General features: G+C 51.5%; 19 protein-coding genes. 7 read left to right on the forward strand and 12 right to left on the reverse strand.

Annotation, left to right across the window (positions count from 1 at the left end; translation table 11 throughout):
- Positions 1–190: 190 nt before the first annotated feature.
- From JRJ22_RS28275 to JRJ22_RS28285, 3 genes are read right to left on the reverse strand one after another with little or no spacing between them, the layout of a single operon-like run.
- Positions 191–2356 carry a carbohydrate-binding domain-containing protein gene (locus JRJ22_RS28275; RefSeq protein ID WP_206102496.1) on the reverse strand — a complete coding sequence of 722 codons (2166 nt, stop codon included), beginning with the start codon at positions 2354–2356 and terminating at the stop codon, positions 191–193.
- Between the two features lie 27 nt (positions 2357–2383).
- Positions 2384–3067 carry a DUF4956 domain-containing protein gene (locus JRJ22_RS28280; RefSeq protein WP_206102497.1) on the reverse strand — a complete coding sequence of 228 codons (684 nt, stop codon included), beginning with the start codon at positions 3065–3067 and terminating at the stop codon, positions 2384–2386.
- Complete coding sequence (locus tag JRJ22_RS28285; RefSeq protein WP_206102498.1) at positions 3060–3803, reverse strand: polyphosphate polymerase domain-containing protein; 744 nt, start codon at positions 3801–3803, stop codon at positions 3060–3062. Before JRJ22_RS28285 ends, JRJ22_RS28280 begins: the two co-directional genes overlap by 8 nt.
- 269 nt (positions 3804–4072) lie before the next feature.
- On the opposite strand from JRJ22_RS28285, the gene JRJ22_RS28290 reads away from it, so the two are divergent.
- The 3 genes from JRJ22_RS28290 (at position 4073) to JRJ22_RS28300 (ending at position 6914) form a co-directional block, all read left to right on the forward strand.
- A complete protein-coding gene (locus tag JRJ22_RS28290; RefSeq protein ID WP_054942503.1) occupies positions 4073–4750 on the forward strand; it encodes a response regulator transcription factor in 678 nt (225 codons plus the stop codon).
- Entirely contained in the window at positions 4750–6063 is a 1314-nt protein-coding gene (locus JRJ22_RS28295; protein WP_206102499.1) for a sensor histidine kinase, read from the forward strand. Before JRJ22_RS28290 ends, JRJ22_RS28295 begins: the two co-directional genes overlap by 1 nt.
- 71 nt (positions 6064–6134) lie before the next feature.
- Positions 6135–6914, forward strand: coding sequence for a sporulation protein (locus tag JRJ22_RS28300; protein ID WP_206102500.1), 780 nt, complete (start codon positions 6135–6137; stop codon positions 6912–6914).
- A gap of 70 nt (positions 6915–6984) precedes the next feature.
- Here the strand turns inward: JRJ22_RS28300 and JRJ22_RS28305 are convergent, their stop codons facing one another.
- Genes JRJ22_RS28305 through JRJ22_RS28315 form a run of 3 tightly spaced genes read right to left on the reverse strand, consistent with a single transcriptional unit; the run spans position 6985 to position 9526 of the window.
- Entirely contained in the window at positions 6985–8112 is a 1128-nt protein-coding gene (locus tag JRJ22_RS28305; RefSeq protein WP_206102501.1) for an SGNH/GDSL hydrolase family protein, read from the reverse strand.
- 33 nt (positions 8113–8145) lie between these two features.
- Positions 8146–8952 (reverse strand): anti-sigma factor, encoded by an 807-nt coding sequence (locus JRJ22_RS28310; protein ID WP_206102502.1) that lies wholly within the window; start codon positions 8950–8952, stop codon positions 8146–8148.
- Positions 8945–9526 carry a sigma-70 family RNA polymerase sigma factor gene (locus JRJ22_RS28315; protein ID WP_232380985.1) on the reverse strand — a complete coding sequence of 194 codons (582 nt, stop codon included), beginning with the start codon at positions 9524–9526 and terminating at the stop codon, positions 8945–8947. Before JRJ22_RS28315 ends, JRJ22_RS28310 begins: the two co-directional genes overlap by 8 nt.
- A 176-nt stretch (positions 9527–9702) precedes the next feature.
- On the opposite strand from JRJ22_RS28315, the gene JRJ22_RS28320 reads away from it, so the two are divergent.
- The gene (locus tag JRJ22_RS28320; RefSeq protein WP_232380986.1) at positions 9703–11331 is read left to right on the forward strand and encodes a copper amine oxidase N-terminal domain-containing protein; all 1629 of its coding nucleotides are present in this window, start codon (positions 9703–9705) and stop codon (positions 11329–11331) included.
- A gap of 57 nt (positions 11332–11388) precedes the next feature.
- On the opposite strand, the gene JRJ22_RS28325 is transcribed toward JRJ22_RS28320, so the two are convergent.
- Complete coding sequence (locus JRJ22_RS28325) at positions 11389–11754, reverse strand: MerR family transcriptional regulator (protein ID WP_232380987.1); 366 nt, start codon at positions 11752–11754, stop codon at positions 11389–11391.
- 93 nt (positions 11755–11847) lie between these two features.
- Between JRJ22_RS28325 and JRJ22_RS28330 the strand changes: the two genes are divergently transcribed.
- Positions 11848–12558, forward strand: coding sequence for an SDR family NAD(P)-dependent oxidoreductase (locus JRJ22_RS28330; RefSeq protein WP_206102504.1), 711 nt, complete (start codon positions 11848–11850; stop codon positions 12556–12558).
- 104 nt (positions 12559–12662) lie between these two features.
- Here JRJ22_RS28330 and JRJ22_RS28335 read toward each other — a convergent pair whose 3' ends face one another.
- On the reverse strand, positions 12663–13373 hold the full coding sequence (locus JRJ22_RS28335) for a DUF421 domain-containing protein (RefSeq protein WP_206102505.1): 711 nt from the start codon (positions 13371–13373) through the stop codon (positions 12663–12665).
- A 379-nt stretch (positions 13374–13752) separates the two neighbouring features.
- On the opposite strand from JRJ22_RS28335, the gene JRJ22_RS28340 reads away from it, so the two are divergent.
- Positions 13753–14289, forward strand: coding sequence for a MerR family transcriptional regulator (locus tag JRJ22_RS28340; protein ID WP_206102506.1), 537 nt, complete (start codon positions 13753–13755; stop codon positions 14287–14289).
- Positions 14290–14764: 475 nt separating this feature from the next.
- Positions 14765–15343, forward strand: coding sequence for a class I SAM-dependent methyltransferase (locus JRJ22_RS28345; protein ID WP_206102507.1), 579 nt, complete (start codon positions 14765–14767; stop codon positions 15341–15343).
- Here JRJ22_RS28345 and JRJ22_RS28350 read toward each other — a convergent pair.
- The 4 genes from JRJ22_RS28350 to JRJ22_RS28365 form a co-directional block, all read right to left on the reverse strand.
- Positions 15340–15876 carry a hypothetical protein gene (locus JRJ22_RS28350; protein WP_206102508.1) on the reverse strand — a complete coding sequence of 179 codons (537 nt, stop codon included), beginning with the start codon at positions 15874–15876 and terminating at the stop codon, positions 15340–15342. The two genes, JRJ22_RS28345 and JRJ22_RS28350, sit on opposite strands and share 4 nt — an antisense overlap.
- On the reverse strand, positions 15873–16364 hold the full coding sequence (locus tag JRJ22_RS28355; protein ID WP_206102509.1) for a GNAT family N-acetyltransferase: 492 nt from the start codon (positions 16362–16364) through the stop codon (positions 15873–15875). Before JRJ22_RS28355 ends, JRJ22_RS28350 begins: the two co-directional genes overlap by 4 nt.
- Before the next feature lie 34 nt (positions 16365–16398).
- Positions 16399–17418 (reverse strand): hypothetical protein, encoded by a 1020-nt coding sequence (locus JRJ22_RS28360; RefSeq protein ID WP_206102510.1) that lies wholly within the window; start codon positions 17416–17418, stop codon positions 16399–16401.
- 214 nt (positions 17419–17632) lie between these two features.
- A complete protein-coding gene (locus tag JRJ22_RS28365; RefSeq protein WP_206102511.1) occupies positions 17633–19225 on the reverse strand; it encodes an ABC transporter substrate-binding protein in 1593 nt (530 codons plus the stop codon).
- Between the last annotated feature and the right edge of the window lie 14 nt (positions 19226–19239).

Below are 19239 nucleotides of genomic sequence, written 5' to 3' on the forward strand. Positions count from 1 at the left end.
TAGGGTTCCTTTCTTGGTGGACTTCGCAATCCCGAGAATACCCTACTTTTTTGTTGCCTGACTAGGCTCCAAATCTTGGTACACAACTTACTTTACGCCATCCTCCGTTGCCCGCTTTCGGCAAATTCAACGGTATTTATACCGTTCATTCCGACCCGTTGCCCACTCACAACATTGTACGTCATCGCCATTATTGTACGTCATCGCCGGCTGGAGGCGTGCCTCCCGCTGTTCCGCGGTCAGGTCTTGCTCCGCCGCCAAAGCCGCCCCGGCCTCCGCCCATGCCTCCGCCCATGCCTTGTGTGGCAGTGGTTACTCCTGATTCATTCAACCAGGTTACGCTATCGGAGATGTCGAAGGATACCACTTTGCTGCCGCCGCTATATGCACCGTCTGCATACAGGCCGTCCACTGCTGTGCCTGTTGAGGTTCCGCCGGTGAAGAGGGTGTACGATCCGCCTTCTTTAAGATCCGGCGAGCTAACGACAAACGCCCGATAGCTCTTCGCCGGAGCAAAGGTGGCAATCGTGTTGCCGTCACTATCCTGCAGGTTCACCAGCTGTCCGGCCTCCTGCGAATCGGTGAATGTCATAGCGACCGAGTATTGGCTCGATGCATCGGTTGGAGCCTGGAGCATACCCGCACTTCCTGCTACCACCAGATAACCGCCGCTGATCTCGAAGGTTCCATCGTAATCCAAGGCGCCGTTGTTATCGCCGGTAGGGCCATTCGTGATCACCGTACCGCCGCTCATTGTGATCGACCCGTTGGAATCCAGTCCGTCACCTGTGGAATCGACTGTTAATGTACCCCCGCTGATCGTCAGCATGCCGCTGCCGGAGCTGCTGAATTGATCCTGTCCGCCAGTGGTTTGTGCGGCATTATCATCATTACCTCCTGATACGTTAACACCGTCATCGGAGGCTGTTACATGCGTATCGCCGCCGGAGATGGTGATGTCGCCGCCTTCAATCCCTTCATAACTCTTCGTAATCTTGACCGTTCCGCCGGCAATGGCGGTCAGACTGTCGGCATGAACACCATCATCGCCGGCCGTAATTTCGAACTCTCCATTCGTGATGGAGACGTTGCTGTTGCTGTGCAGTGCATCATCTGCAGAGTCAAGGGTGAAGCTGCCGCCGTTAACCGTAATGTCGCCTCCGGCTTTAAGGCCTTTTGCGCTTGTTGATTCAGTGTCTGTTGTTGTTGCTGTTGTTGCCGTGTCAGTAGATGCCTCTGCACTGCTGTCAGCAGATGCAGCTCCCGGCTCAGCTTCTGCTGTGGCGCCTGCCACTCCGTCAGCTGCCGGCTTTTCCGGTGGTGCAGCCTGATCCGCCCCATCGCCGGATGCCGGAGCCTGACCGCGCATTCCGCCGCCTCCGCCCATTCCGCCAAAGCCGCCCTCATCATTGGTCTTCACTTCAGCATTGGCACTGCCTCCGCCGGTCACCAGACTATACGTGCCGCCGTCAATGACAAGCGAAGTCTCACCTTGAATCCCATCGTTTACAGCCGTAATATCAAAGGTTCCTCCGGATATAGCGATGAAGCCTTTGTCTGTCTCTTCATCATTGGTCGACTTGATACCGTCGCCTTCTGCCTTGATGGTAATCTTCCCGTCCTGCACAGCTACCAGGTCTTTCCCGACCATTCCGTCATCCGCAGCCTGTACTTCAATGGTGCCGGAGACGATTTTCAGATCGTCTTTGCTTGAAATCCCGTCTTTGTAATTGCCGGTAACCTTCAGCGTGCCCGTTCCATTAATCGTCAGATCTGCCTTACTGAAGATCGCTGCGCCCGGCTCCTCGGCCGCGGCATCAGCGAATACATAGGCTGCTCCGTCTGTTACCGTATTCTCTGTGCCATCCTCCAGCGTCATAATCACTTTGCCGGCTTCTTTAATGTAGACCGGTGCGCTGTCACTGTTCGAAAGCTTCACTCCGTTCAGCACGAGATGCACGCTGCTGTCATCCTGAACATCAACGATAATCTGGCCGTCACTCAGCGTTCCGCTCAGGACATAGGTCCCTCCGGCCGAGATCGTCACGGTTCCGCCGGAAGCTGTTGCTCCGGAACCGGTCACCGTAGCGGCGGTTCCATTCAGCGCAACCGTTGTTGCACTATCAGCGTTCCAGCCCGCTGCGGTATCCTCCTCGTCAAAGCTGACGAGGTCTGCTGCCTTCACATCTGCCAGTTGCACACTTGCTACAGCCCCGCTGGTAGCAGCTGCAGTAGTTACTGCTGCCGTACCAGCAGACGAAGAGGTAGAGGCATTGCTGGTTGTGCCGCAGGCAGACATAACCGCTGCCAGCAGCAGAATCAGCCCCGCTTTGCTTGCCATTATAAATTTATTCATATCGGATCAATCCTTTCAGTTTCTGGTTTAGTATTCCGTGGTAGTGGGGCACATCGTAAGCGATAGATCCAGGTTGCCGTTCCGGGTGCGGATGGCATCCAGGAATTCCTTCTGGCTCGTGTGCTCATCAAGGGTAACGTTATACACCAGCTCATAGAGGCTGCCGAGCTCGGTGGTTCTGACCTTTTTCAGCTCATAAGCGACATTGAATTTGTTGAATACTTCAGCAAAAGCCTCCTCATAGCCCAGATTCTCAGGAATCGTAACCTTGAGTGTTTTCTGCATCGATTTTCTAACGCCAAAGCCTGTACGGTTCAGGATCACCATGATGAGGCAGAGAATGATGGTGAACAGGACCGCGTAACCGTAAGCGCCAACGCCGCAGGCTAGGCCCGATGCCATGGTGAACAGGACAAAGGTGATGTCCTTAGGATCACCGGGCGCACTTCTGAAGCGGATAATCGAGAACGCTCCGGCCAGACTGAAGGCTCTGGCAACGTTGCTGCCGATCAGGAGAATGATAATGGCAACAATGACCGGCAGCAGCACCATGGTGAGGGTGAAACTTTGCGTGTAACCGGCAGGGCTGGTCTTCATATAGGTCAGGCTGATCAGCGCGCCAAGCGCCAGGGAGATCAGGATCGTCAGAACCGCGTTGCCAAAGGTTAAAGCCGTATTGTCAGAGACGGCGGTGAAGATGGAATCAAGCATACAGGACACTCTCGCTTTCTACTTTGCTGTTTCTCAGCATTTTTTTATATTCATTGCCGTATTTGGAGAAGCTGGTGCGGTACATCTGGTGCTCTGAGAGCATTTTGGACAGCCAGACCGGGATCGTCTTCTCGGCTTTGACCTCCATCAGCCATTGACCCGGCTCCATCAGCAGCTCACCATGCGTGCCATGCTCCATCTTGAGGTCGTACCGCCGGCTTCTGATATTCGTATCGAAGGTGATTCTGAGATCACGGTTATTTTTGCAGAACAGCGCTTTGCGGTCGTACGAGAGATACACCATCGGTTTAAGGTCATAACAGCTCAGGAAGTACTTGATTTCCTCAACCACCTGCTTGTTCATGTAGTCCTTGTATTCCGGCGGGTTGCCTGTGCGGACAAAATCATAAGCCTCGTGCAGCTTGAGCGGGGTTCTTCTTTTGTTGACGAGACCGAAGACCTTTTTCTTGATTTCTAGGTAGACTTTAGAGTCTCCGTCCGGAACACCGTAAGCTCTGAGGCGAAGCTTCTCTTTGTATTTCGGCTTGGACAGGCTGTTGCGGATCAGTGTGTTGCTCGGTGTATCGTAGTACAGATTAGTAATGGAATAAAACTCATGCTGTTTGTTGTAATCATCCGGTTCCATATATTCGAGCAGTTCATTATAGAGCTGGTGGTAGGCTGCAGTATCGAACAAGTACTTGTTCTCATACCGGTTGAATACCTCGATAGCCATAGGGATCAGTTCCTTTCTTATTGGAGTAGTTCGCGTGTCTCGCTTGCTTATGAATGTATCTTAGCGGCTAAACCTTTAATGAATCTTAAATGCTTTTTACACTGCGTTGATTCATTTACACTTGCTTAACAATTGTGTTTTTGGGCTATCACGGATATATAGTAGAGGCTTTATCTTTTGTTGCCGCGGTTAAGGTTGGTTAAAGGTAATCTTGATATAATAGCGGAAGTTAAGCAGTACACATCAAGCACGCAGAGGATGACAAACCTATGAGAATATTAATCGTCGAAGATGAGGTGCATCTGGCCGAGGCCGTAACCCAAATCTTGAAAAAACATAATTATTCGGTCGACGCGGTGCATGACGGCAGATCGGGCATGGACTACGCGCTGAGCGGGATCTATGATCTCCTGCTGCTTGACATCATGATGCCGGAGCTGGATGGAATCAGCCTGCTGCGGGCGCTCCGGACCAAGGGTGTAGCCACTCCTGTCATCTTCCTGACTGCAAAAGGAGAAATTACCGATATGGTGACCGGGCTGGACTACGGGGCCGATGACTATATTGCCAAGCCCTTTTCGTCGGAGGAGCTGCTGGCGAGAATCCGTGCAGTGCTGCGGCGTAAAGGTGAGATTCTGCCGGATGATGCGCTGAAGTTCGGGGATCTGGAGCTGAATACAACCAATCTGCGGCTTACAGTGAGCGGTAAGGAAATGAAACTGAACCTGAAGGAGAGCGAGCTGCTGGAGCTGCTTATTCTGCGTAAGCAATCCGTAACCTCCAAGGAGCAGATTATCGAGAAGCTGTGGGGGTTCGATTCGGAAGCAGAGCATAACAATGTGGAGGTGTACATCTCTTTTCTGCGTAAAAAGCTGACGTTCCTCGGCTCGGGGACACGGATCAGCACGATACGGAATGTAGGCTATGTATTAGAGGTGAATGCCTGATGTTCACAAAGCTCAGAAACCGCTTCTTGATTGTGAACCTGGTGACGATCTCCGTAATGATGCTGGTCGCCTTTGCTACCATCTATGTTATTAACTACCTGGATGTTCATAATGATATCAACAGGGATCTGCAGCGGAGCGTGGAATTGTACCAGAAGCCCGGCAACGGGGAGCGCCACGGCGGGATTACCGGTGGATTTGATGGCGGCGCGGATGGCGGGATTGACGACGGAATGCAGCGTCAGGACGGCGGTTCATTCGGCAAAATAGGGGATCCTCCGCCGGAGCGTCTGATTTCCTTCATGATTGAAACGGATGCCGAGTGGAACCAGGTAGGGACACCTGCATCACAGCTAACCATGGATGACGAGTTTTATGCTCAGGCGCTGCAGGAAGCCGTGGACATGGATACCACCCGGGGACAATTCGAGCTGGACGGCAGTCTCTGGATCTTTGAGATCAAGCCGACCACTGACGGGCATAAGCTCGTATTCCTTGACATTACCGCCAGACAGAAGATTCTTACAAACCTGATCTATACCTTCTCTCTTGTCGGTGTCGTGATGCTGATTATCCTGTATTTCACCAGCCGCTACTTTGCGAACCGTTCCATCAAGCCGGTAAAGGAAGCCTTCGATAAGCAAAAGCAGTTCATCGCCGACGCCTCCCATGAGCTGAAAACACCGCTGGCCATCATCAATACCAATACCGATGTGCTGTTAGCCAATGAGGAAGACACGATTTTTAACCAGTCCAAATGGCTGCATTATATCAAATCAGAGACAGAGCGGATGGCGAAGCTGACCAATGATCTGCTCTATCTGACGGAAATGGATGATTCCCGCACCGGCATGGTTCACGCTCCCTTCAACATCAGTGAAGCGGTTGAGAATAACATCCTGACTATGGAAGCCGTCATCTTCGAGAAGAATGTCGCGCTGGAGTATGACATTGAGCCTAATCTGACCGTTCAAGGCAACAGTGAGCAGATTAAGCAGGTTGTCATGATTCTGCTGGACAATGCCGTGAAATATACGGGGCCGAAAGGCGAGGTGACCCTGTCTCTGCGCAGACAGTATAACGATGTAGTGCTGGCCGTCACCAATACCGGAGAGGGGATCGCTCCAGAGCATCTCACCCGGATCTTCGACCGGTTCTACCGGACCGATACGTCCCGTGCACGTAAGCAAGGCGGCTACGGACTCGGTCTCGCGATTGCCAAATCGATCGTCGAGCAGCAGCATAAAGGCAAGATCTACGCGAAAAGCGTGGCCGGTGAATCCACTACGTTCTATGTCCAGCTGTCCCAATAGAGCCTTTCGGTGAAACCAAGTGAAGGAACCTTCCGTATCAGAATTATTATGGAAGGAGGAGATTCTCAGCAATGTCCATGTTTAAAAGAATGCTTGCAAGCGCCGGAATTGGTGCCGCCGAAGTTAATCTCATGCTTCATCAGGATGTGGTTAGAGCAGGAGATACACTCAGCGGAATCGTCCGTATTCAGGGCGGCCGCGTAGATCAGAAGGTTGATGATGTGTACGCCTTCGTCAAGACCCGTTATGTGAAGGAGCATAATGATACCAAAAGCAATGCGGAAGCGGCGATAGCCAAGTTTCTGCTTGCCTCCGGATTCACCGTGGAAGCGGAGAAGGTCTATGAGTTCCCTGTATCCTTCCAGCTTCCTGCAGTTACTCCGGTAACGATGGGCAGAACTCCCGTATGGATTCAGACAGGGCTTGATATCAAAGAAGCCGTGGATCCGAAGGACGAGGATCATCTCCAGGTGCTGCCGCATCCGCATTCGGCGGTTGTACTCGATGCAGTAACCCAGCTTGGCTTCCGGCTCCGTGAGGTCAGCTGTGAATATGCTCCTCATTACGGCAAGAACAACGGACTCCCCTTCGTTCAGGAATTTGAGTTCTCACCTTCCAGCCAATTCCGCGGCCAGCTTGATGAGCTGGAAATCATGTTCTACCCGAATGAGCATGGCGTTGAGCTGCTGCTGCAGGTCGACCGCAGAGCACGCGGATTATCCGGACTGTTCGCCGAAGCGCTCGATGCGGATGAGAGCTTCGTGAAGCTTCACTTTGACCGCAATCAACTGGCAGCAGGAACCGGCTATATCGCCGACCAGCTGCTCGCAGCAATCCGCAGATACGCTTAATTGTAGCGTTAAGCATATGAAGTGAACAAAGAGCTGTCCCACTCGCGGGACAGCTCTTTGTTCTATAAATTCAACTATGCAAAATTTCTTGCAAATAGGCGCTTAACACCCTGGCGGCCTGCTCATGGGCTAATTTGCCGGGATGACTCCTTGCGCCTACGCTGTCCTCTGTAATATTAGGCAGCTGGAAGACAGAGGCCTTCCGGTCTCCTGACTTCGCCGTGTAGCTGTTAACCGCGCGGTAGATCGCCGGCATCATCGGAAGTCCCAGCATTCCGTATACCCACACAATATGCGCCTCCGGGTTATATTGTCTGAGCTTCACAAGGAACGACTCCGCCGCGGCCTCGAAAGCCTGCAGATCTTCTGCGTTGAAGGTGCCGTCATCGTTCAACCGCTGTTTATAGACTTGGCCAGTGACCGGATCGGTCCATTCTGGAGAGTAAAAAGCGCCGCCGTCATTGGTGCCCAGATTAACGATCACTGCATCCGGCTGCCACGCTTCAAAGTCATTCCCCTGAGAAGCTCCGAGCGCTTCGTTCCGTTCCCCGCCGAGCACCCCGCAGACCTGACCGTAATAATCAGGCAGATTGTGGTTCGGATTATTGTCCCAGCTCGTCAGCACACCCCATCCGCTCTGGGAGAGCACACGGTAATCCGCCTTCAGCGCTTCCGCGGTCATGGCCGTATAATTGCCGGTTGCGCTGAACCACATCGGAATCCAGTCTTCCTCCGCCTTCGCTCCGATCACGCCTTCACCTGAAGTGATGCTGTCCCCGATGAACTCCAGCTTCAGCGCCCGGTCCGGAACCGGCAGGAACTCCCCGTCGAACCGGACGGCGTGTATCTGCAGGCAGCACCGCGGATCGTCGCTCATGGCTTGCAGCTCCTTGACAATCCGGATATTCTTCACAGCATTCTCATTCATGCCTCTGAATACACAGACCCAATACCTGCCTGCCGTTAACATCTGTCTGCTGACAGGAAAGGAATTGATCTCTATGCTGATCCACGGTTCATAGACATCGTAATCCGCCTCTACCTCCACCCACAGCTCTGAGCCCTTGGCATTGAATTCAACTGCGCTCCCTGTCCAGAACAGGGTCAGGGGAGCAAGACTCCCCGTGGTTCTGCCGTGAACCTTCAGATGTGCAACTTCGGATAAGGCCGCTTCCTTTAGCTTCCCGTTCTCTTTCATCCCATGTTCCTCCCGGACTTGCCTTAATCTCACTTATCCTTGCTTGATCGGTGCCGCCAGCACAATCTGTCCTCTGGGGGTTACTCCGCCGCCATCCGGCTCCAGCGTGATTGCCACGGTGTCGTATTCCTGCGGCTCAAAGGTATAATACAGCGCCCCGTTGCCGCCCTGTGACACGAAGGTGCCCGCATTCTGCGGGACGCCGCCCTTGATCAGCCAGACCTGATAGACCTCTGTACCCTTTAGCTCCGGCAGCTGCTCGGCCTGTACCACAAGATGCGTCCCGCTCTTGTCTGCGATAATGGTTGCCAGGCCTTTCGCCGCAATATCCGCGGCAGCCGGACTCAGCGCAACCGCCTCATTCACCTTGAGACCCTGCAGCGGCTCTGTACTGACAGCTACCTGCTGCTTCAGCCGGCCGACATCCTCGCGCAGCTGGCCGGTATAGACGAGCAGCACCACAACCGCTGCTGCGAGCCCAGTGCTGAGATAGCGCCAGACGGGCAATCTTCTGGCCGCCGGCGCAGCAGCTTCCACTGTAGTCTCCCGCTCCACTACAGGCAGCTTAGGGGCCTCAATTACAGGTTTCCGCTCTACTTGAACCGGTGCATCTGCCTTGAATACAGAAGACATAACCCGCTTTTTCATCCCCAGCGGCGGTGCAACAGGCTCAGAGGCAAGAGGGAGCATGCCGATTACCTGGCGGTATTCCTTTACCAGTTTCTCACATTCCGGACATTCCTGTAAATGAACCTCGAACCGCTCCATTTCATCATCCTGAAGTGCGCCTAGCGCATACAATTCAGCCCATTCGCATAAGTCATTTCTCTCTTCAGTCATGAGCATGATCCCTCCTTCCCCAGTGGATTAACCGCTTCTGCAGCTGCTTCATAGCCAGCCTGACCCTGCTCTTGACCGTACCCAGCGGGACGGCAACACGAATCGCTACCTCCTGCTGCGTCAGACCCTGGTAATAGATCAGATCCACTACCTGCTGCTGGTCCCGGCTCAGCTCCTGCAGAGCCTCTCTTACCTGCTCTCCGACCATCATCAGCTCGACCATATCCTCGGTCATGGTTCCGGTATCGCGGATCTGCTGCAATTCCTCAGAACCGGCAGACTGCTGCGGAATTCCTGAATTCTTTTTACGGAGCTGGTCAATGGCAATATTCCGTGTAACCGTAAACATCCAGGTCGAAAGCTTACCCTTGGCGGAGTCATATTGCTCTGCGTTCTTCCAAATTCGCATAAACAATTCCTGCATCACTTCCTCGGCCGCCATCGAATCCTTCACAATCCGGTGCGCAAAGCTATAGATGATTCCTTCATACCGGTCGTAGAGCATTTCGAGGGCAGCCGGGTCTTTTTGCCTGATAAGCTCCATCAACTGCCCGTCGTCAGCGACATCGTACAATCTTAAGCCCCCCATTTCCCCTGCATAACCTCTAAGATGGATTTTTCGCATGAGCCTCTAAGTTGGATGGATATATATTTCAAATTTAATTTACTAAAAAGTGATCCAACTCCAGGTTTCCTACGTTCCACTGAGTATAACCGCTTTTGATTAGCGGCTCAACTTTGAATGAAGGAGTGATCGAATTGAAAAAACTGCAAAGTAAGCTGGCTATCTTGATGCTGTGTCTGAGTTTATTTATACCTGTGCTTGCCAGTGCCCATGAAGTGGACACGAACGGGGCCGCACCAAATTTACAGGTAACACTGGGTGAGCTGCTCGGGGAGCATGCCCTGCTGGCTGTAATTGCGATGCAAAAAGGCTATGACGGAGCCGCAGATTTCGGGGATGCCGCCGCCGCTCTGGGCAAGAATACAGATGACCTCAGTGCAGCGATCGCTTCCGTCTACGGGCAGGCCGCAGGCGATGCCTTCAAACCCATCTGGTCCTCCCATATCGGCTACTTCGTAGACTATGTGAAAGCCACTGCCGCTAAAGACGAACCCGGCCGTCAAAAAGCCGTTGCTGAACTGGAAGAGTACCGGATGAAGCAGGCGGAGTTCTTCCACAATGCCAATCCGGAGCATTTCCAAACGGCGGCCATTGCAGACGGTCTGAAAATGCACATCGGACACCTGCTGGATGCCTTCAACAGCTATGTGAATAAGGATTATGCCGGTGCTTATGCGGACACCCGGACTTCCTATGCGCATATGTTCATGACCGCTGCGGCACTGTCCGCCGGAATTGAGGCCCAGTTCCCTGCTAAATTCCCTGCAGAGTCTGTAGCCTCACCGGGAATCGACCTGCGGGCCGGACTTGGACAATTGCTTGGTGAGCATGCCACCCTCGCCGCACTTGCGATGCAAAAAGGCATCGACGGTGCACCTGACTTTACCGCTGCAGCAGGTGCCCTGAACAGCAATACCGAGGACCTGTCTGCGGCAATTGCCTCCGTATACGGCAAGGCTGCCGGCGATGCCTTTAAGACGATCTGGACTTCCCATATCGGATATTTTGTGGATTATGTAAAGACAACTGCGGCGGGTGATGAAGCCGGACGGCAGAAGGCCGTTGCTGAGCTGGAAGAATACCGGATGAAGCAGGCTGCGTTCTTCCATAGCGCAAATCCCGCTTACTTTGAAACAGCAGCCATCGCCGGGGGGCTGAAGATGCACATCGGCCACCTGCTGGATACCTTCAACAGCTATGTAAATAAAGACTTCGCTAACGCGTATACCTTCGAACGCACCGCCTATGCCCATATGTTCATGACGGCAAGTGAGCTAACCGGCGGCATCGTCGCCCAGTTCCCGGATAAGTTCCACGGGAAAACTGCAGCACCGGCTGCGGACATGACAACCATCTCGATGATGACAGGCAGCACAGCTGTAACCGTTAACGGTAAAACCAGCAAGATGGATGTCACCCCAGTCATGAAAAAAGGCAGCATCTTCATCCCGCTCCGTTACCTCGGCGAAGCCATTGGCGTCGATGTCACCTGGGACAACACTAAGAAAACGCTCTGGATCAAGGACGGCGCGAACACCGCAGTCTTCTGGGCCGGACAATCCTACATGGAGCTGAACGGGCAGCGCAAGAACATCGGAGCTCCTGTCTTCCTGGATAAGGGCCGCGTTCAGGTTCCTGTGCGCTTCATCGCCGAATTGCTCGGCTGGGATGTGAAGTGGACTCAGAGTAATGGGGCGATTACGCTGACGAAGTCAATGATGACAGCAACGGCGAGCGTGGAGCACAGTCACTAATTAGCTTGCAGCTAAATAGCAATAGAGGCCATCCCTTGGCGGGATGGCCTCTTCTGTCTAATAATTCTCCCCGCGGTAATACCGCTCCAGCTTATGCTCCAGGTGAACAAGCTGCGCTTTCTTCTTCTCGATATCCTCCAGCAGCGCCTGCCTCTGGTCCTCAATGAGCTTCGTTCGCTCCGGAAGGGTAGACGTTCCCGTCTTGACCATGTCGTAATACCTCTTAACCTCTTCCACACTCATTCCCGTCTCACGCAGGCATTTCAGAAATTCCAGCCAGCCGATCACATCCTCACTGTACAGCCGGTTGTTCTGTTCATTGCGGACCGCCGGCTCCAGCAATCCTTTGCGTTCATAGAACCGGATTGCTCCTATGTTCAGCCCTACCTGCTTGGCAACCTGTCCAATCGTAAAAATCTTCATCACATCCTGACATTTAGTGTTGACCTACACTTAGTGTAGCATAGTAAGCTTCGGATTATTGATAGATTTTACTCTGAGGAAAGAGGGATAAAGATGATGAAGACAGCTTTGGTAACTGGCGCAAATAAAGGGATTGGACTGGAAATCGCAAGACAGCTCGGGGCAGCGGGCTGGAAGGTATTACTCGGTGCACGCAGCATAGAGCGGGGTAAGGCCGCAGTTGCCGAATTAACCGGCCAGGGCCTGGATGTGGAGTTTCTACAGCTGGATATGACGAATCAGGAGAGCATTGAACAGGCCGTTGCCACTATTCAGACACGCTACTCCGATCTGGCACTTTTGATTAACAATGCCGGCATGCCGGGGGCGTTCTCCAGCTCGTTCAGCGCGACCCGGGAGGAGGATTTGCGGAACGCTTTTGAAGTGAATTTCTTCGGAACCTTCCGGTTGAACCAGCGTTTGTTCCCGCTCCTGAAGCAGAATGAAGGTACGATTGTGAATGTTTCGACGGATATGGCCTCGCTTCACTTCATGCAGCACGCGGAGCATGCGCTGAATGCGTTCGACTACAACGCCTCCAAAACAGCCAACAATGCGATGACCGTCGCGATGGCCATAGAGCTAAAGAACAGCAACGCCCAGGTATTCGCAGTCACCCCCGGGTTCACGAAGACCGATCTGAACGGCAATGCCGAAGGCGGGAAATCCAAGGAAGACGGGGCTGCAATTATCGTAGGCTACGCCACAGACGGCAAGCGCCATAATGGAGAATTTTTGGATGTGAATGGCGTTTACGCCTGGTAAAAAGAGTTCAGTCGCCAAAAACCGGGAGAGCAGAGGCTTTCCCGGTTTTTGTATATCAGCAGCATCTTCATCAATTGCGACTTGCGGCTGCACTGCTATGCTGCTTACTCCTGATCCAGCGGCTGACGGATTCCGTCCTCATAGAAATCGAATACCAGCTGCTGCTGTGTGCCTTTTACCGCATAGAACACATCTGCCAGCGTCTTTCCCTTCTGTTTCTTCCGAAGCTCGCTCTCCAGCCATTCCCGGGTCAGCCCGTGCAGCTTCAGATTGTCCTCTACCAGCACACCATCCATAATCAGCTCCACGGGAAAATCCTGCGCACGCTGAGGAATTCCCATATCCTTTTTGGTGACAAACTGGTAGGCTTCCTTCTTCAATACAGAGACCTCTCCATTGTCTTCAAGCACGGCGTAGTCCACTTCTTCGATGTTGAAGATTCCCTTCTCCCTTAAGGATTGGTCCAGCGAATCCAGGGTATAGCGGATCTTTTTCATGTTGTTTTCCATGATCTTGCCATCTTCAATGAGTACGGTAGGAGAGCCGGAGATCCAGCTTCTCATCTTGCGGTTTTTTAGAGCCAGGACCGACAGCAGAAAAGCGGTAGCCGTAAACACCACAAGGGCCAAGACTAAATATGAGGCTTTCAGGCTGACATTAAACGCAAGGTTGGCCGCAAGAGAGCCCAGCGTAATACTGGTCACAAAATCATGAAAGGTCATATTGGAAATCGTCTGCTTGCCCAGTATTTTGGGAATGAACAGCAGCAGTAGCACCGATAGAATCGCCCGGATCAAAATTTCAGTATAGGTCATCCTTACCTCCTCCTCTTCACATTATCCCCAAACACAAACCACAACATATCCTTTAGAATAAATTCTCCTAAAGGACAGGGACTGATATAATAAAGGTTATTTCCTACTCTGATTTCTTGAGCTGCTGGTGGAGGACCGCAGGTAGGTGCGCACACAATGTATGGAAGAGACCGCAGCCGTACTGGCTGCGGTCTCTTTGCTGCCCAGAAAAAAGTAAAATCCGGCCTGTTTATGTAGAACAATAGTTCACTGCTTCACTCACCTTTACTCGCAATAACACTTTGTTTAGCGAATGGGCACCACCTTTGTCACCCGTGCAGGGAGTCGCTTTCGAAAGGCGAATTGTTAATAGCAAAATACCCCAAGCGGAGGAATCAAAATGGAAATGTACAAGACCAAGGAAGTTGCAGAGCTGCTGTCCGTCAGCCAGACCACGATTAAACGTTGGGCCGCCATGTTCCCTAATGTCTTTCCAAAGGACCGGTTTGGGCACTATATCTTCTCCCAGCAGGAAGTTAGCCAGCTAAAATCGATTAAAACCCGCATCGATCAGGGGGAAACCCTGGACCGCATTACGCTGACGGGCCACAACCAGCCTGCAGGACCGCTGCAGAGCACACGTCCGGTGCAGGCAGAGGATAAACCCATCCATGAAATGTGGTCCCGCATCACGCAAATCGAACACTCGCTGGACCAGAAAGCGGACGAGGTGGTCTCTGTACAGCTGCTCCGCCAGCGCGAGGAGCTTGAAGACCTGCGCCAGATGATTCAGCAGCTGGCGTTATCCATAGAAACGATACAACAGCCGGGACTCCAGGCAGCCGCCGCCCATGAAGAGCTGCACCCCGTTGCCGCTGCCAAGCTGAAGGCACCGCCTAAAAAACGCAGCCTGCTGCGTACTTTATTCTCGCTGTAAGTACAATCAGCCCAGGCCCCATGAAAAAGGGGTCTGGGCTGATTTTCTTCAAATAATGTACGGTTATTCCGCCTATTGAATAATGCCAATCCTATTCACCGGTGTTCAATCCACAAAAATATAGTTAAGATAACGGTAGAGTTACGCATCGGCTGCAATAGTAAATTTATAGCGGGAAAACCTCCACCTAAACCTTTCAGTTTCACCGTAAATCAGACTTTAAGTGGAAAACCTCCACCTAAACTCCCGGAAAATGCTCATTTAGGGATGTATGTAAGGAATTAGCGGGACATTTTCCCACTAGAATCTCTCTCTGTCCCTTTTAGTGATAATTAGATGGAGAAAATCCCGTTACTATGCCCTGTGCCTCTCAAGGAGCGCCTTTGGAACGAGCCACACTGCTTCCATGCTTAAAATTAGTTAGTTTATTCTGTACATCACAGCTTGCCGCAGGCAGGCCAAGAAGGAGCCGCTTATGTCTGTCCTTGAAATCATCCCCTGGATTGCCGCTTCCGTAGTTTTGCTATCAGTAGTGTGGATTGTGCTTGTAAGCTGGAGAAACGGGATCACGCCGATGCCGACTTCCAAATCTGTCCGGCTGGCAGTTGCCGCAGAGGTGAACCGGATTCCGGGGTACGGCAATATCATCGAGGCGGGTTCCGGGTGGGGGACGCTCGGGCTGGACGTTATCCGCCATTGCCCCGGCAAAAGGCTGACCGGTATTGAGAATTCCACCCTTCCTTTGTGGTTCTCTCAGCTGCTCACGGTGCTGCTCACCCGTTTCCTGCCGGCAGCCGGCAGGCGGGAGAGTCTGCGTAACAGGGTTTATTTTAAACGGGGAGATATCTATAAAACCTCCTATAGCGATGCCGGCATTGTGCTCTGTTATTTGTTCCCTGGCGCAATGGTACGGCTGGCGGAGAAATTCAAGCAGGAGCTGCCGCCCGGCGCAGTGGTGATCAGCGTCTGTTTTGCCCTGCCGGGCAGGCAGCCTATCCGCACTATAACCTGCAAGGATCGTCTGCGGACCAAGGTGTATGTGTATGCCTACTAAGCTTCACTCTGTCCTTTGAATGATAATACATACTTCCGGAAATAGTCTGCAAAAGGGGCATATAAACCTCGTGCCTCACTGATCTCATCCTTGAAGTCTTCTTGGATGATCTCAGCCTGACGAAATTCCAAATCGGCGGAGTATTCGCTGTGTGCATACATATTCAGCATATCATAGAAGAATCCGCATCCATTTTTCACTGTCTGATAGCCGTCTGCAAAGTCACCGGAGGCCTTCAAAAAAGCTGACCAGGATATTTCCCTCCGCTCATACCTCAGAAACAAACAACCGATATGAAGATCAAATAATGAATCCTCGAAAGCTTCGAACGGCTCAGAAAAGGCGTAATTATTCACAATCCTCTCCGCGTCCTTATTATAGCTGGTTACCGCAAGGTCAATAATCCAGTAGGGTGGTTTATCTAACCTTTCAATGATTTCGTCGCAGAACATGAAATAGTGCTCATACCAAATCAGCCCGGATTCAAGCATGATCGCCAATCTTCTTGTGAATTGTTTGTCCAGTTCTATCATATAAGAAAATCAGCCGAAGCCAGAACTACAGAGGTCTCGATTTGCCGCTCCGGTACATCCCAGTACTTTTGCAGGAGCATCTGTTTCTCGTTCGCCGTAACCAGAGCAAATCCGTTCTTAACATAAAAAGAGATCGCCCAGGACGCAGCTTCCCAGGTGCCGATCAGGATTGGCTTCTCTGTAAGGGAAGTAATATGTCTTAACAGGGAGGACCCGATGCCGCCTTGACGCCGGGCTGTTCGGACATACGCATGCCGGATCAATGCCACCTCTCCTTTATCCTGAATGCCCATCACCCCCACAAGCTCTCCGTCCTCTTCGATCCCCCAGAAAACAACCCCATTCTCAATCTCCTGGCCCAGCTCTTCCCGGCTCATATACGGCTCGTGATACCGGTCAGCTGGAATAACACCCTGGTATGCCTTGGCTGCATCGTTAATAATCCGGTACATGGTATCCTCATCTTGTTTCCCGCATAATCGAATCATTCTAGCCCTCCTCTGTATGGGTTTAACTTGTTCGTTAGCTTATGAGTGTCATATTTGATAACCCTGTTTTAACAGCTAATCCCCATCCAAAGTCCTCCTTCCGTGATAGCTCAGCACGAATAGAGTTCAGACCTTTTCTCCACTGCACAGGCACACTCGCAAAGTCCGGACGGATACGTCCATCCTGTACAGGCGGATCCCAGCACCAGTTACCTTGATATACTTCTGCATCATTTACCCATAGCCGGATAGTGTCGCTGAAACCAAGTGTTAGGATCGTCTCTTGCTGTTCATCGACCATAAATACACTTTTCACTTCAACGGTTGCTCCCGGTTCCGCCTTATGTATTCTGTTGATGTTGAGAACGCCATTCTCCTCCACTAAGGCAGGTGTCCAATGCTGTTCCAAAGGCCTGTCCTGCATAAACACATTCGATACGTGCCATTCTGTTATAAACGTTTCGGATATAAGTGTGTCCAGGGCCCTTATGCTTCTTGATGCAGGTACCGGGTGAATTTCCTCAATAGAAAAGTTGCGGATATATGCCGGCAAGTAACTCCATACTCCCACTTTTCCGGATTGCCCGCCGTGCTGCAGGCTGGATAGAACAAGTGCCGGCTCTGTTGAGCTATTCCCAAAGTAAACCTTCGCTCCATCCGGATCCACTTCAACCGTTAAATCCCTCCATTCGCCAGTTGTGTTCGGGAGCGGCCTCTGATAGAATGGCCCGTTATAAATCTGCCAGGTCATGGATCCGTTCATAATGGGATCATATTGAATTTCAAGCGGAGCCAGATAAATTAGTTCATAATTCTCGGAATCAATTGCATCAAAAACTAAACCAACGAAACCTACTTCACCGGGGATAGCCACCTCAGCATGAAGCCGATACGCCTCATACCTCACCTCTTCACGCAAAAATATAGCAGAATTCATTTTACTCAGATATAGCGCTTTTCTGCCCTTCCATTCAGAGGGACAGGCACCAGAATCCCCCACGTCGAATTTCTCCAAATCATCCCATAACGTATAAGACTGTTTTCTACCTGTCATTCCTACTACGCCCCTTCACTTCTTTTATCCCATAGAAATAAAACCACCTTAAGCGTCCTCCTTATTTTATCAGATACCCTCACTCCAGGAAAATAATTCTAAATCTGACACATAGACTTGTCTCCGGGGTAGGCTCAAGGCATTTCCGGCAAAAAACCTCCGCCCATATGGGCGGAGGCTCTGGTAGCTATTGCGATCTATTGCTTAATGTTCTTTATTTCTTATTCGCCAGGAAAGCGTCGATCTGCGCTTGCAGCTCGGTCTGGATTTTTTCAACGCCTGCTGCTTTCAGCTGCTTGTTCAGGTCTGCAAGGCCTTTGTCGATATCGTCGATTACGCCGTATTCGAGCGGAATGGCGTAGCGGAGCATTACATTGCCGACATTGGCAATTTCCGTTTTCACTTTGCTGTTGTCGAATACGAATGTTTCCAGATCATAGTGGTAAACATCCGCTTCCCAGTTTTTAACGAAATCGGAAGCTTCCTGCGGGAAGGCTTCATTGTCGCGGTTAAGCGGCGAGTTGAAGTTCCAGTTCGAGAAGCCGGTATAGTTCGGGTTCTTGTCGAGTGCTTTGTATTTGTCATCGCCAACCGGTTCATAGTGTACGCCGCTGATCCCGTACATCATCAGGTCATGCAGCTGTTTATCATTTTGCATCAGATTGATGAACATCAGGGAGCGTTCCACATTCTTCGAAGTAGCATGGATCGATGTACCGTTCTGTGTCGAGATCGCTACCGATTTCTTCTTGCCCGGGTTGATGTCAGCCAGTGCGACTTCATAAGGCGAATTTTCCTGGCGCATCAGCGCCATCAGTGCACCAAGGGTACCGTTGTTGTGCGTAATCGATGCGGTTTTGCCTGCTTTGAAGTCAGCCTGATGATCGTTTTTGCTGTTCAGTACGTTTTTCGACCAGGCATTGTTATCCGCAAGATCCTTGTAATAAACCAGCAGATCTTTGAATTCCTGTGTTTCATAAACATTGAATACTTTGCCTGTCGGATCGTCTAATTTGAAGGCAAACGGAAGGTCAAGGTCGAACATATTCCATTCGTTCTGCTGCTTCAACAGTACACGGTCCAGGTTATGATATTTCCAGTCGCCAGTTTCCGGTGTGAACGGGGTAACACCCTTTTCTTTTTCAGCGATCGTCTTCAAGTAAGTAGCATATGATTCCGGGCTGTTGATTTCAGGAAGATTATATTTCTTGCGCAAATCCTCACGGTACAGGATCATCTTCTCAACCGACTCGCCTCTGTTTTGCGGAACCATGTACAGCTTACCGTTAACCTTGGCCTGATCCCAGCTTACATCAGACATAGCTGCTACAGTTTCCGGCATGTATTTATTAAGCAGATCATCGGTCAGTTCCAGGAATCCGCCCTTCAGTGCCTGGTCATTGTAGCCGGCCCAGTTCGCCGAATAGATGAGGTCGAAATCTTCATTAGCCGCGAGCTTCAGCGGATATTTCTGCGCCCAGTCGGACCAGTCCAGGAACTCGCCTTCTACAGTCGCATTGATCTTTTCCTTCAATACTTTGTTGATTTCTGCAAAAACACTATCATAATCTACCGGCTTAGGTCCCACAAAAATCATTTTCAGCTTCACTTCTTTGGATGTATCGATGGCATCTGAAGCTGCAGGATCTGCCGCATTCCCGGTGTCTGTAGCATTACTTCCGGTCTCTGACGCATTATTGGTAGCCTCTGCCGGTGCATTGGCATTGTTATTGCCGCCGCATGCACTCAGAATCATAACGAAGGTTAAAACGAGCGCCAGCAACATCATTCTATTTCTTTTTAGCATCTCAAGCCTTCCCC

The organism is Paenibacillus tianjinensis (assembly GCF_017086365.1).
GTDB classification, from domain to species: Bacteria; Bacillota; Bacilli; order Paenibacillales; family Paenibacillaceae; genus Paenibacillus_AQ; species Paenibacillus_AQ tianjinensis.